Origin of the sequence: Bacteroides intestinalis DSM 17393 (assembly GCF_000172175.1) — a bacterium.
In the GTDB taxonomy this organism is placed as follows: Bacteria; Bacteroidota; Bacteroidia; order Bacteroidales; family Bacteroidaceae; genus Bacteroides; species Bacteroides intestinalis.
Window position 1 is genome coordinate 568573 of sequence record NZ_ABJL02000008.1, and the last position, 13544, is coordinate 582116.

Here is a 13544-nt window from a genome sequence, read left to right on the forward strand (position 1 = left end):
TGTTTTTCTCCTCAGCTTCCCCTACGTTTGCAGTGTTGTACATCAGTGCAACACTTAAAAAACTATGATAAAGATAGAAAACATCAGCTACGGCTACAAGTCTAACCATCCTATTTTCAATGATATATCTTTGGAGATAGGCAACGGGATATATGGACTTCTGGGAGAGAACGGTGTAGGTAAAACCACACTGATACATCTCCTTTGCGGACTACTTTTTCCTTGGAAAGGAGAATGCAGCATTGATGGGATGAATCCGGCAAAAAGAGAACCCGCCTTATTGAGCCGCTACTTCTTTCTGCCCGAAGAAATGCAGATGCCTTCCGAAAGCATTTCCGCTTTTGCCACACGGCATTCCGCTTTCTATCCTCACTTCAACCACAAAGAGTTTGAACAGAATCTTGAAGAACTGAAGATTGACAGGAAACAGAAGTTATCCGCAGTTTCTTATGGTCAGCAGAAGAAGGCGATGCTGGCGTATGCCTTTGCACTGCATACCCCGCTCCTGATACTCGACGAGCCTACAAACGGACTGGACATCACATCCCGACAAGCTCTGAAACGTATCATCAGCCGCAGCATAGATGATGACAGTACGCTCCTCATCTCTACCCATCAGGCACACGACTTCGAGAACCTGCTGGATCACCTCATCATCCTCGGCGAAGGCGAAATCTTGCTGAACCGTTCATTGGACGAAATCAGCCAGCGCCTCCTCTTTGCCCGGACAGACAGTCTGCCCGAAGACAGCATTTACAGCGAACAGGAATTACCCGGATATTTCTCCGTGTTGCCTAATGAAGAGGAAGAAGAAAATACACCGGATATAGAACTGCTGTACAAAGCAATGTTGCAAGTGCCGGAAAAGATAAAATCAATGTTCAAATAAGCAAAGAATATGAATGCAACCTTCAACCTGAAACGTTTCTTCCTGCTGGAACAGTACAAGAAACAGGAAACCGGCCGACACTTGCTTTGGAGTGCCGGCATTGTGCTGGGCATTTGTCTTCTCTGCATGATGTATGATATCAACAAAGGCTCAAGCTATTACATCGAACATACACAGGCTTTCTCCCTCAGCCGCTACCTGTTGTGGTTCCTCTGCATCGCCCCCTGCCTGTTGGAGATAAATATCACCAAACAGACCTCTACTCTATACCTGTTGATGCCCGCTTCCGTTTTTGAAAAGTTCCTGCACTTGTGGATGAAGTATCTGCTCGTACTCCCGCTGTTCTGTTTCTTGCTGATAACAGGCATAAAAGGGTTACTAATACTCTCAGGTACCAGCTACCTGCAACACTTCGGCAGCCACATTGAATTTCACCTGATAGAAAAAGACCAGATACTGTCATGCAGCTTGATGCAAGGAATTTTCTTCCTCGGATGCATAGCCTTCAAACGCCAGAAGCTGATAAATTCCTTCATCGTTTTGTGTTCCTGCTTCATTCTCATTTTCGGGATTATACTCTCAATGACATTGTGGGAACCTGCCGACAGCCACGGATATTGGATAGCAAACATAGCCTATCCCATCTATAATTTCCCGATAAGCAGCACGTCAGAAGCCATCATTGCTTTCTGCAACTACGGTACCCCTATCTTGTTCAGCATCGGAATATGGATATCGAGCTACTTCCTGCTCAAAGAAAAACAACTGTAAGCTATGGACTTCAAGACCAATAAACCGATATACCAGCAGATTGTAGACTTCTGTTTCAGCAAGATACTCACCCGTGAGTGGACGGTGGGCGAACGAATAGTCTCGGTCAGGGAGCTTTCCACGCAGCTTGCCGTGAACTCGCGCACCGTGCTGAAAGCCTACGAATACCTGCAAGCGGAGGACATCATCTATCCCGAGCGGGGCATGGGCTTCTATCTCTCAAAGGATGCCATGAAGAAAGTGATGAAGATACAGAAGAAAGAATTCTTTGAAAACCAGCTTGCCGACCTGTTCAGCATTATGGACCTGCTTGGCATCAGCATAGATGAAATAACAGAACGATATAATAAACTTAAAAACAGCAGTTCATGAAGAGATACGCAAAGACAGCATTATGGATTACTTTCGGACTCCTCTTCGTACTCATCATAGTCAAGGTTTTTACGCTGATGTACGAACTGAATTCCGCCGTACAATCCTAACTTTCACCGTCTCAACGAAGAAAGTATAAACAATTGAAATACAATAGATAAAATCTTCCCCAATGGGGAGGAATGAAATCTGTATCCCTAATTGATTAGTAACCTACTAACAGAAATGAATATGAAAACAAAACTATTTTTACTATTGCTTGTCCTCTGCGTACTCAGTGCGCAGGCACAGAACCTCTCCGTCAAAGGACGTGTCACAGACGCTTCTCAAGAGGCGATTATAGCCGCCAACGTATCACTATGGGCCACAGACTCCACCTTGGTGACCGGAGTAACATCGGATGCACAGGGCAAGTTCACTCTCAATAAAATCAAGGCGGGCAACTACCGCCTCGCCATTACTTTCATCGGCTATCAGAGTGAAGTCATCCTGCTGAAACTGAACAACAACCTCGATCTGGGCGATGTACAGTTGCAGGAAGATGCCGTCAGTCTGGGCGAGGTAACCGTATCCGCCAGTAACGTGCTTCAACGGGTGGATCGTCAGATTATCCTGCCCACCGAAAGCCAATTGAAACGCTCGTTCGGTGCCTACGACCTGCTGAACAATCTCGGTATCGCCCGCCTGCAAGTGGACAACTTCACCAACAGCATGAGTGTCAGTGGCGGTGGAGCCGTGCAAACCCGCATCAACGGCATCAAGGTGACAGACAAGGAAATAGCCGCCATCAGAGCCAAAGACGTGCTGCGCGTGGAGTTCATTGAAGACCCCGGCAAGCAATACGGTGACGACGAACTGGGCGCTGTGGTGAACATCATCCTGCGCCGCCGCGAAACGGGTGGTGTGGTAAACTTCCAGCTTTCCGACTCACCCCATACCCTGTGGGGAGAGAATTTCCTGAGTGCGAAGTTCAATTACAAAAACTCCGAATGGGGCATCGACTACTTCAACAAGAACGGCAAGTATCACAGCCGCCTCGAATCTCACGAAACCTTCCACCTGGGCGACCGTACCATCGACCGCATCAAGGAAGGTATCGAAGACGAATCCCCCGCACTCAGTTTCATCAACAACCTGAACCTGACATACAATCTGACGAAAGCGGACAAGTATGTCTTCAACGCCATCTTCCGCAATAACCTCAACAACGCGCCTTACCAGAACGAGCTGAACCGGATGTGGGCAGTAGGCAGCACGGAGTCTATCTATTCATACGTCAATAACCACACATCCAGCTATTCTCCGGCACTCGACCTTTACTTCCAGCATACCCTGCCCCATCAGCAAAGCATACAGATGAATGTGACGGGAACGCTTATCCACACCAAGAACAACCGTAAATATAAGGAGTACAAGGACGAGAATGCACCGTTGGCGGATATTCAGACACTGGTGGATGGCGATAAACGCTCTGTCATCGGTGAGGCCATTTATGAAAAGAGCTTCAAGGATGTGAAACTGAGCGGTGGCGCCCGCCACTACCAGATGAGGACGGAGAATGAATACAAAGGCTCCAATCCCACTACTTCGAAAATGGACCAGTCGCAGACTTCCGCTTTCTTTGAGGTGCAGGGCAAGGTGAAGGATTTCAGTTATGCGGGTAGTGTGGGCATGACGCGCGCCTGGTTCAAGGAAAGCAACGAAGACCATGCTTACTATACTTTCACGCCTACCGTACGATTGAGTTACAATTTGAAGAAAGCGGGCTTCCTGCGCTACCGGTTCAATATCAGTCCCGCCATACCGTCGCTTGGTTCGTTGACGGATGTGGAGCAGGCTATAGATACGATACAGATAGTTCGTGGTAATCCGTTGCTGAAAACGTATCAGCAGTTCACGAACTCTCTGTCTTACAGTTATTCGAAGAAGCAGTTCAATGCCAATCTGAGCGTGCGCCACCAGTATTACGACAGTCCCATCATGGAAAGCATCTTCGTTGAGGACGGGAAACTGATATTGAAAGATGAAAACCAACGGTCGTTCCAAAGCCTAAATGCGGAACTGATGGTAGGCATCAACGGCGCAACGCTGTTCGGGCTGAAAGATTTCCTGACGCTTTATGCTTCGGGAGGATATACCCGCAATTGGTCGGAAGGCTTGACATACAGTCACACGTACGATGAATTTTATTACAGTGTGATGGCGCAATTGCAATACAAAGGTTTCTCACTGCTCGGGCAGTTCCGGAAAGTGCAGAATAACTTCTTTGGTGAAACCATCAAGAAGAATGAGAATCAGACCGCATTTATGGCGATGTATGCCAAGCAAAACTTTCAGGCAGGGATTGGTGTTCTGTTTCCTTTCACCAATAATTATAAGGTGGGAAAAGAACGTATCAGTGAGGTAGCGCCTTTCCGTTCGGAAACTTTTGTAAAAGAAACGGGACAGATGTTCATACTCCGCGTAGGCTATACGTTTGAGTTCGGCCGCAAACACAAAGCCGGTAACAAGGGATTGAACAATAGCGATACGGATAGCGGTATCATTGATATGCAGAGATAAATGAAGTAAATTCTTATCGGAATATAGCTTCATTTCAACCCGCTTTGTGAAAAGAGGGAGCCCACAGGGCGAGGCGACGGAATTATACGAAATTGCTTCATGTATAATTCATTAATTACCTGACTGCCGCCTCCTCTGCGGGCATTTTTATGAACACCTTCTTTGCTGTATAGTGGGGAAAGAAAACGGCAAGAGTGATTCGCTACATCAACGATGGGTAAACATACGAAGAAAAGTATTTTCGTTATTGTTATGACTTTTCCTCATATTGTCTTTTATCTAGTACTTATTCGTCCATCGGCTCCCGATTTACCCTGCAGCTTCGCATCGTTTTTTGACACTTTCCAGATGCTTTCATAATCAATTAGCAAACAAGCAATTGGGGTTTCCTACCAGCAGGAAACGAGCGTTCCCACAAGGAGAAACTGTCGTTCCCACTAAAGGGAACTGGAGTTCCCATTAAGGGAAACCGGAGTTCCCACGAGCAGTAACGGAAGTTCCTATCGGCAGAAACGAACATAACAGGGGAGATAACGGGGTTGAAAAAGGGCTACACCATTCAGCAAAAAGGGTGTAGCCATATGCCCAAAAGGGTGTAACCATGTACTTAAAAGGGTGTAGCCCTATCGGATATAAGGCTATTTTTATCCAAAACATGGAAAAATCTTCTTCTGAAAGAAGTTTTATCCGCTACATTTCGAAGCATTCCAATCATTCTCTTAAAGTCCATTTGATTGAAATTTAACCATATACAAACGTATGGAAGCATTTACAGGAATATCACCATACAACATTCCTTTCATTCTCCCCAAATGCTTTCTTTTTGCATTTTCATCATACGGATTCCCTGCATTCTTTTCCATCAAGCTCCGCAAGATGGCAAAACATTCAATCCAGTCATCTTTATCCCATACCTCTATGCAGGACAACAGATGACAAATATATTCAGCATACGAAAGTAAATATAGAGAACAAGGGAACGTTCAGTATCACTTAATAACCGTCACAGTGCCTTCCGCCAGTTTCTTCTCCTTCACCGGAGCGGCAGCGGCGTAACCTAAAGCGGCACAACCATATACGCGGTGGTTTTCGGGGATGCCCAGCTTCGTAAGGAAAGCACGCACATCAGGATCATCACAAGTTTGCCCCAACTGGTTTATCCAGCAGGAACCGATGCCGAGAGACTTGGCTGCAAGGAAAATATTCTGCATGGCACAGGCACAATCCATGCTTGCCCACCACTGTGTCGGTTCGTTGGAAACAATGACGAGTGTAGGAGCATGATAATAACAACAATACGTCCGGCTATGTCCGCGTTCCTGCAAACGGGGTTCATCGCTCTTGGCAAAAGCGCCTTTAATCTTTTCGTTCAGTTCTTCCAGTACAGCGCCATTCTGAATGGCGGTGAAATGCCATGTCTGGAGTCCCATACCACTGGGGGCATAGGTTGCCGCTTCCAGAATGGTGCTTAAATCTTCCTGCGAAATCTGTTGTTCCGTATAAGCGCGCACACTGCGGCGCGACTTGATGGTCTTTAAAATCTCATTCATACTCATTATTTTTTTGTCAACCCAATCTTTACATTCAGTCTGAAATAATACACACCGTTCTCTTTTTCAAGGAAACCGTACTTATCCTTATCTACCGAGCCTTTCTCGAAACGAGTGTTCTGATATAAGAAATCGGCAAATACCTGGCGCTCCGACTGATGATAGCAAAGCACCTCTCCTTCCGCATTTACCAGCAGAATGCCTTCTACGGCTGAGTCCGTACCGTTATAAATCTTTGCCGGACGCATGCCCAAAGCAAGTGCCAACAAAAACTGTTTCATCTTAAACTCATAGAAACCATGTTTGTTTATCAGTTCATCTTTTATCTTCAGAGGATTTATCTCTTTGATACGCTCCGTCAGTTCGCTGACACGGGAAATGCCGTCGAGGTGCATCATGCGCACCATCTCCGCCAACATACGGGGGAAGTGCAAATCAATCATCAGCAGGTTGCAACGGAACACACGGTCCGCCACATCCGAATATTTCAGCACTCCGCCCAGACGCTCAATCATCAGCATACGTTCCGTAACCTCCGTTGGAGACTCCGGCACAGCATTCACCTTGTTCACCGTAGGCGTAGCAAACTTGATGCCCGACTGTTCCAGTTTCAGGTTTGCCGTGCGTCCGCCATCCAGCAACGGGTTCATCGAACTGAGGCGGCAACGGACATTAAATCCCGTCAACGGTGCTTCAGCGTGCCAGAAGGCAACAGAGAAATCCGTGCGGTCTTCCGTCTTCGCCTCCAAATCGTAGACATTGATGGCATCCAGAAAACCTTCCAGACCTTCAGGAACTTCAATCGTATCGGAACCGGCAGTCGTTTTCAGCAATTCAAGTATCAGCTCTGCCGCCCCGCCAAAGTCTTCGCGGGGAATGTTCTGTTCTTCCTTGTCAGCCACAGTAAACGTCCCCGTTTTCTCCACCGTCCCGCTGACGATACGGATATTTTCCTGTTCTATATAATAACGGCGCGTGCCGTCATGCTCTTCCCTTTGTACCATCGCAATGGGCCAGCACTTTGCTTCATCCTTCCGGACTTGCGGTGTGCCCAATGAAACCTTTCCGTCTGCCAACAGGCGAAAGAATGTGTAGAGTTCGCCCAACTCACGCTTTGTTGCTTCGAATGCCATATATCTATATATTATTTATAAGTGCGCACAAAGATAAGGAAATCCATACAAAAAAAGTGAATGGACAAACTATTTCCATGCGCAAACGTTTTATTTGAAACGTATAACATTAAAAAAACAATGATATGGAAACTGAAGAAAATACAGTAGCCATCACGGCTACACCCAACGGACCTTTTATTGTAGAAGGCAATTTTAAATTGATAGACCGGGAGGGAAAAGCAGAGGTACGAAAAGGAAGAATCGCCTTGTGTCGCTGCGGACGCTCTTATAAACAACCCTTCTGCGACGGGACGCACAGGAAAATCCACTATAACGATTTATCTCTGAAATAGACGTACCAGAGGAATTTTCTCCGGGGAGCTGAGACATTACGCATCCTCTTCAAAGCGCAATGTCTCGACTTTTTCCAGGCGTGCCCTCAGCTTCGGCATCATCGACTTACGGATGCGAAGCGCCATGCGGCAATCCATATCGTACGACTGTTCCAGTATTTCCGGTTCCTCCTCCTTGACAATGCGCATCACGTCATTCATAAAAGGGTATTCAAACAGGAAAGCCACCGTCTCATCCACCGTCTTTTCTATAATCTCGGCAGCAGCTATCGCTTCGGCGGCAGCAGCTTTATAAGCAACAATCAGTCCGCTCGTCCCCAACTTGATGCCACCGAAGTAGCGGACCACGATAATCAGTATATCGGTCAGTTCATTGGAGTTAATCTGTCCCAGGATAGGTTTTCCTGCCGTACCGGAAGGTTCTCCGTTATCATTGGCACGGAAATCCTTGCGCTCGGCTCCCAACATATAGGCGTAGCAGACGTGACGGGCATCGTAATATTTCTTCTGATAAGTTTCCAGATGCGATTTTACCTCATCGACAGTACGCACAGGCAAAGCGATAGCAATGAATTTGCTACGCTTCTCGGTATAAATCCCTTCGGCAGGAGCGTTTATGGTTTTGTAGGTATCTTCACTCATGGTGCAAAGATACGTATTCTTATCGTTATAAGAAAATAGTTTCTAATCCTCTCTCTTTTTCAGACGAAACGGACAGAGTTTAAAAGTTTTTTCGTAAATTTGTCAAAACAGAACCGCATTCAATTGAAAAACTTCTGATTATAAGTATGTATCAGGGCCTCATACTTACAATCTTAGAATGCAAGGTCCTCCCATAAGTAACATTTATCACTATGAACAACAAGCTGTTTACCTTTCTCGCCCCTCTGCTAGGTTACATCGACAACGGACGTTTCTTCCGTGAACCTTTCCGTTGGCTTTATGTCATCTTTGCTGTACTAAATCTACTATTTCCTATTGCAATCCTGGTGAAAGTCATCGACACGGGGTTCTTCAAGTTCGCCGAGGGGAAAGCAATCTTTGCTTTTATTCTGATATTTATTATCCTTTGCGGTGGTGCATGGGCCAGCTATCTGCTCTGGATGAACCGGAAAAACAAACTGAAAGAAGTCATCCAGGAAGACAACGAATTCATTGCTATCCCTGTAGTATCCCATCTGACACAGACAGTGGGTGAATGGCTCGGACTTTATATCGGTGTTGTTGGCACGCTTTGCTCACTGATTATCGCACTTTTGGCAGCAAACGAATTACAATACGTCATGCCGGTATCTACAGGCATTTTCTTCCTCATGCCGATATACGGTTTCCTGATTGTTGTATTTGCACGCCTGCTTGCTGAACTGTATCGCGCTTTGGCAGTTATTGCCAACAATACCAAGAAATTGACAAAGACGGAAGCTAAGACCGAAGCCAAACTGGAAGATATAGAAGATATAGAGGAAATCTAAATACATGAAGAAAGTAGTCATCGCCATCGACTCCTTCAAAGGATGTTTATCCTCGGCAGAAGCAGGAAAAGCTGCTGCTGAGGGTATTCGTTCTGTATTCCCGGAGTGTGAAATTCTGTCTCTACCTATAGCCGATGGCGGCGAAGGAATGCTGGATGTGCTGATTGCAGCAACCAACGGACGTGAAGTGCAGATTTCTGCCCACAACCCTCTCATGGAATGGCACGATACTTACTACGGCATTTCGGAAGACGGGAAAACGGCCTTTATAGAAATGGCAAGCATCAGCGGGTTGCCTCTGGTTCCGCCGGAGAAAAGGAATCCGATGCTGACAACCTCCTACGGAACGGGAGAACTGATTCGTGATGCGTTGGAACGTGGTTGCCGCAACTTCATCATCGGCATTGGCGGCAGTGCGACGAATGATGCCGGACTGGGAATGTTACAGGCCTTAGGTTTCCGGTTTCTGGATAAAGAAGGGAAGATATTGGAAACTGGTAACGGAAAAATTTTAATGGAAGTTGTTTCCATAGATACAAGTTTCGTCCACCCTGATTTAAGAACTTCCCATTTTACCGTTGCCTGCGACGTACAAAATCCATTTTATGGTCTGGAAGGCGCCGCATATATCTTTGCTCCTCAGAAGGGAGCGGACCGGAAAATGGTAGAGGCGCTGGATGCAGGCATGAAAAACTTTGCAGAAGTCATTTTCCACACAACGGGGAAAGACATTTCCAATCATTCCGGAACAGGTGCGGCAGGTGGTATGGGTGGCAGTTTACTGGCTTTTCTGAATGCAAAATTGAAACCGGGTATACAGTTGATGCTGGAGACTCTTGATTTCAGCAATAAAATAAAAGGTGCTGATTTGATTATCACCGGCGAAGGAAAGGCCGACAAACAAACATTAATGGGGAAAGTTCCTTCCGGCATACTTGACAAAGCTCGCAAACAGAAAATTCCGGTTATACTGATAGCCGGTAGCGTAGAAAATGCAGACGACCTGCATCGGGCGGGATTTCGGGGAGTATATTCTATCAATCCACCATCCATAACGTTGGAGCAGGCCATGCAACCGGAAGTTGCACGCGCAAATATCTCAGAAACGGTGGTAGAGATTTGTCGTTCCTTCTAAAATTTATCTTTCAATGGTCTCCTGATTACAGCTTACGTATCACTTTGCGACAGCGTTTCACTTCCCGTTCCGTCAGTCCGGAATGTTGCTTCGTTCCGCCTTTCTCAATGGCAGAGATGACTTTGAATCCACTCCATTTCAGAATTTCCTTTAGTGCTTTCACCACTCCCCTTGACTGATTAAAAAGAATATTGAAAGGATACGGGGTGGTGCAAGTACTGACGATAACGGCCTTTTTTCCTTTATGCAGCCCGATAGGAATGCCTCGCGATGTCTCTCCCATCATTCCGTAAACGATGCGGTCGAACATTACTTTCAGTTGTCCGGGCAAATTCCCCCAATAGCAGGGAGCACCGATAATCAAGGCATGAGCTTCTTCTATCTGTTTCAGTACGCGCTGTGCATCATCTTCCGGCAGGCAACATTTCAGTTTCTCACGGCAACTCATGCAGCCGATGCAAGGACGGATTGCCAGATCGGCAACTCTCACGACGGTTACTTCGTCGCCATTGTCTTTTGCTTCTGTTTCCATAAGTTGAAGCATCTTCGAGATATGGCCTTGCTTGCGGGGACTTCCGTTAATAATCAGAATTTTCATGATGACATGATTATGCGATTCCTAATAGCTGAACTTCAAACACCAAAGTGGAGAAAGCGGGAATAGGACCGCTGCTACGTGTTCCATATCCCATTGAGTAAGGGATATAGACTATCCAATGGTCACCTACATGCATCCGTTGCAGGGCTATCTGCCAACCTTCGATAACTTGGTTCAGACGAAATGCTTCAGGACAATTGCGCTTCCAGGAGTTGTCAAATTCACGACCGTTTATCAAGGTACCTTTATAGTGCACAGTCACAATGCTATTTAAACGGGGAGTATTATCACCGTTGCCGCTTTCCAATACACGGTAGAAGATTCCGCAAGGTAGTTCTTTGATATCTTCTTCTGCACGCAATGCTTCCAAGTATTGCTCATTTTGCAGTTTATATTCGTCTTTTCGTCCCATATACTCAAACTTCTTATTGCTTTTTCAATCACAAAAGTACAACATTTATATCGTCCCGCAAAAAATAGACGAAGCTCATAGCTGCATTTTGGAGTTTATACGAATAAGGAGTATCTTTGCCCCATGAAAAAATTAGTTATCGTCGGATGTGGACGACTCGCCGGAATAGTTTCGGATGCAGTTGTCAATGGCTTGTTGCCTGAATATGATTTAGTGGGTGTATACTCTCGTACAGCAGAAAAAGCTGAACGTATCGTTGCCAAAATGCAGCAACATGGAAAAACATGTATGGCTTGCACAACCATAGAAGAATTACTGGCACTGAAGCCCGATTACTTAGTGGAAGCAGCCTCCCCTGCCGCCATGAAAGAACTTGCCCTGCCTGCATTGAAGAACGGGACTTCTATCGTCACCCTTTCTATCGGCGCACTGGCAGACACAGCTTTTTATCAGGAAGTGATAGAGACAGCCCAAGCAAATGGCACACGTGTGTATATCGTCTCCGGAGCTACCGGCGGATTTGATGTGCTGCGCACAGCCTCTCTGATGGGAAACGCAACCGCCAAGTTTTTTAATGAAAAGGGTCCTAATGCTTTGAAAGGAACTGCCGTATATGATGAGGCTCTGCAAACCGAGCAACGGGTTGTCTTCTCAGGCAATGCAACCGAAGCCATCGCCATGTTCCCTACCAAAGTCAATGTAGCCGTTGCCGCCTCACTGGCTTCTGTCGGTCCCGAAAACATGCAAATGTCCATGCAATCCACCCCCGGATTTGTGGGAGATACGCAAAGAGTAGAAATAAAGAATGAGCAGGTACATGCCGTAATCGATGTGTACAGTGCCACGGCTGAAATAGCAGGGTGGTCTGTGGTGAACACCCTGCTCAATATCACATCACCGATTGTATTCTTCTGATTCGATTACCGGATATATTCCTTTATATTGGCAAGCACTTTCTCGCTCAGGCGGTCAAACGCCTGACGGGTGCGGCCAGTGGAAACTTGCATGCAACGGACATGGGGATGACTCAAAAGTTGCTCTCCACCCAAAGCTCCCACCGTATCACAAAAACAAAGATTGTCACCTTCCAGCCACTTGACAAATGCCGGTTCGTCCCATGCCGGGGATAATCCGGTATTGAACAGAATCTTCTTGTTTCCCAGTTGTCCGAACTCCGCCTCATGCAACAAAACCGTGTTCTTATTGAGACAACAGAAAACAACCTCACTCTGAGCAAGAAGTTCGTTCAACGGCAGGAAACGATATCCTTTAGCTGTCGCCTCCTGCTTCTCGCTACGGGCAAAGTAGGCAATCTCCGCACCGAAAAACTTCAATGCATCCGCTATCATGCCACCGGACTTACCCAGACCCACAACACCAACTTTCAGCCCGGTAATCTCGCGCGGCATATCTTCCCACGGTTCCTGACCAAATCCATGCAGACAACGCACTAACTCACTGATCACATATTCCACCACACCCTCATCGCCATAATCACGAATACCGGTTACGGTTATTCCCCGTTCATTGGCATAGCGGATATCCACGTTGGCGCTTTCGGGAGAGTACAGCGAACAGCACATCCCGATATATTTAATATCCGTACACTCCTCCAACACCGCACGGTTTATCCGGGAAGTATAACTCAGGAGCACAGCATCGGCATCTCCGATGCGGGCTATAATTTCCTCATCTCCTGCCGGAATATCAGGATACATCACAACTTCATCTGCATATGAGTGCAGTTCTTTTTCTGCTGACGGAATCAGACTTACAGGTTCTATTGCTACAAGTTTACGAAACATAGTTTTTTGATTTTAGAAACGGCGAAGTTAACAAAAAGAGTGATATAAAACAAAAAGAGCTGCCATCGATGATACGTGACAACTCTTTCTTACTATCTTTACGACAATACTTCTTCTTGTTTTTATGCGGACGGTCTTTTGCAATCCAACGCCCGCCATTGCGTTCCAGCTCTATCGAGCGGTTCGCTTCCTTGAATGCCGATAGGACATCCCTGCGTTTCTTCGTTTTCATTGTTCTATAAACTTTAAATGCGTTGCAAAGATAGTCAATTAAAACGAAACTACCCTCTGCTGCCCAAGCTATTCTTATCCGGATTTATTTCAGAAACCATATTGCGCACTTCTTTCTTATCGACTTTGGAATATAACCCCAATTGTCGTCCTGGTAATGTTTCTTCAGCACTTTTCTGCATCTTGCTCTTACTTTCGAGAGCTTTTTCTTCTTTTTTATCCATATTCTTATTCTGGTTAGGTTATTTACTAATATAGTAACACACGGAGAATCCTTAA

16 protein-coding genes are annotated in these 13544 nt (G+C 46.1%); 8 read left to right on the plus strand and 8 right to left on the minus strand.

What is annotated here, in order from left to right; all coding sequences use genetic code 11:
• Positions 1–64 precede the first annotated feature (64 nt).
• From BACINT_RS11870 to BACINT_RS11885, 4 genes are all read left to right on the plus strand, one after another.
• Complete coding sequence (locus BACINT_RS11870; protein WP_007663325.1) at positions 65–889, plus strand: ABC transporter ATP-binding protein; 825 nt, start codon at positions 65–67, stop codon at positions 887–889.
• A gap of 9 nt (positions 890–898) precedes the next feature.
• Positions 899–1660: a hypothetical protein gene (locus tag BACINT_RS11875; protein WP_007663327.1), complete on the plus strand. Its 762-nt coding sequence runs from the start codon at positions 899–901 to the stop codon at positions 1658–1660.
• 3 nt (positions 1661–1663) lie between these two features.
• Positions 1664–2032, plus strand: coding sequence for a GntR family transcriptional regulator (locus tag BACINT_RS11880; protein ID WP_007663330.1), 369 nt, complete (start codon positions 1664–1666; stop codon positions 2030–2032).
• Between the two features lie 231 nt (positions 2033–2263).
• Positions 2264–4594: a TonB-dependent receptor gene (locus tag BACINT_RS11885; RefSeq protein ID WP_044155016.1), complete on the plus strand. Its 2331-nt coding sequence runs from the start codon at positions 2264–2266 to the stop codon at positions 4592–4594.
• 989 nt (positions 4595–5583) lie between these two features.
• On the opposite strand, the gene BACINT_RS11895 is transcribed toward BACINT_RS11885, so the two are convergent.
• Both BACINT_RS11895 and BACINT_RS11900 read right to left on the minus strand, forming a co-directional pair.
• Complete coding sequence (locus BACINT_RS11895) at positions 5584–6150, minus strand: nitroreductase family protein (RefSeq protein WP_007663336.1); 567 nt, start codon at positions 6148–6150, stop codon at positions 5584–5586.
• Positions 6150–7277: an HpaII family restriction endonuclease gene (locus BACINT_RS11900; RefSeq protein WP_007663337.1), complete on the minus strand. Its 1128-nt coding sequence runs from the start codon at positions 7275–7277 to the stop codon at positions 6150–6152. The genes BACINT_RS11895 and BACINT_RS11900 overlap by 1 nt, the downstream gene beginning before the upstream one ends.
• Before the next feature lie 125 nt (positions 7278–7402).
• Here BACINT_RS11900 and BACINT_RS11905 point away from each other — a divergent pair, with 125 nt between their 5' ends.
• Positions 7403–7612: a CDGSH iron-sulfur domain-containing protein gene (locus BACINT_RS11905; protein WP_007663338.1), complete on the plus strand. Its 210-nt coding sequence runs from the start codon at positions 7403–7405 to the stop codon at positions 7610–7612.
• 36 nt (positions 7613–7648) lie between these two features.
• Here the strand turns inward: BACINT_RS11905 and BACINT_RS11910 are convergent, their stop codons facing one another.
• Positions 7649–8254, minus strand: a complete 606-nt coding sequence (locus BACINT_RS11910) for an IMPACT family protein (protein ID WP_007663340.1) — start codon at positions 8252–8254, stop codon at positions 7649–7651.
• Between the two features lie 212 nt (positions 8255–8466).
• Between BACINT_RS11910 and BACINT_RS11915 the strand changes: the two genes are divergently transcribed.
• Positions 8467–9084, plus strand: a complete 618-nt coding sequence (locus tag BACINT_RS11915) for a hypothetical protein (RefSeq protein ID WP_007663342.1) — start codon at positions 8467–8469, stop codon at positions 9082–9084.
• Between the two features lie 4 nt (positions 9085–9088).
• The gene (locus BACINT_RS11920; protein ID WP_007663344.1) at positions 9089–10219 is read left to right on the plus strand and encodes a glycerate kinase family protein; all 1131 of its coding nucleotides are present in this window, start codon (positions 9089–9091) and stop codon (positions 10217–10219) included.
• Positions 10220–10244: 25 nt separating this feature from the next.
• Here the strand turns inward: BACINT_RS11920 and BACINT_RS11925 are convergent, their stop codons facing one another.
• Both BACINT_RS11925 and BACINT_RS11930 read right to left on the minus strand, forming a co-directional pair.
• The gene (locus tag BACINT_RS11925) at positions 10245–10817 is read right to left on the minus strand and encodes a flavodoxin family protein (protein WP_007663346.1); all 573 of its coding nucleotides are present in this window, start codon (positions 10815–10817) and stop codon (positions 10245–10247) included.
• Between the two features lie 10 nt (positions 10818–10827).
• Positions 10828–11229, minus strand: coding sequence for an FKBP-type peptidyl-prolyl cis-trans isomerase (locus tag BACINT_RS11930; RefSeq protein ID WP_007663348.1), 402 nt, complete (start codon positions 11227–11229; stop codon positions 10828–10830).
• 123 nt (positions 11230–11352) lie between these two features.
• On the opposite strand from BACINT_RS11930, the gene BACINT_RS11935 reads away from it, so the two are divergent.
• On the plus strand, positions 11353–12144 hold the full coding sequence (locus BACINT_RS11935; protein WP_007663350.1) for an aspartate dehydrogenase domain-containing protein: 792 nt from the start codon (positions 11353–11355) through the stop codon (positions 12142–12144).
• A 5-nt stretch (positions 12145–12149) separates the two neighbouring features.
• On the opposite strand, the gene BACINT_RS11940 is transcribed toward BACINT_RS11935, so the two are convergent.
• The 3 genes from BACINT_RS11940 to BACINT_RS24370 are packed head-to-tail and all read right to left on the minus strand — an operon-like array spanning position 12150 to position 13489.
• On the minus strand, positions 12150–13034 hold the full coding sequence (locus BACINT_RS11940) for a D-isomer specific 2-hydroxyacid dehydrogenase family protein (protein ID WP_007663351.1): 885 nt from the start codon (positions 13032–13034) through the stop codon (positions 12150–12152).
• Positions 13024–13266 (minus strand): hypothetical protein, encoded by a 243-nt coding sequence (locus BACINT_RS11945; RefSeq protein ID WP_007663352.1) that lies wholly within the window; start codon positions 13264–13266, stop codon positions 13024–13026. Before BACINT_RS11945 ends, BACINT_RS11940 begins: the two co-directional genes overlap by 11 nt.
• 49 nt (positions 13267–13315) lie before the next feature.
• Positions 13316–13489 (minus strand): hypothetical protein, encoded by a 174-nt coding sequence (locus BACINT_RS24370; protein WP_007663354.1) that lies wholly within the window; start codon positions 13487–13489, stop codon positions 13316–13318.
• Positions 13490–13544 lie beyond the last annotated feature (55 nt).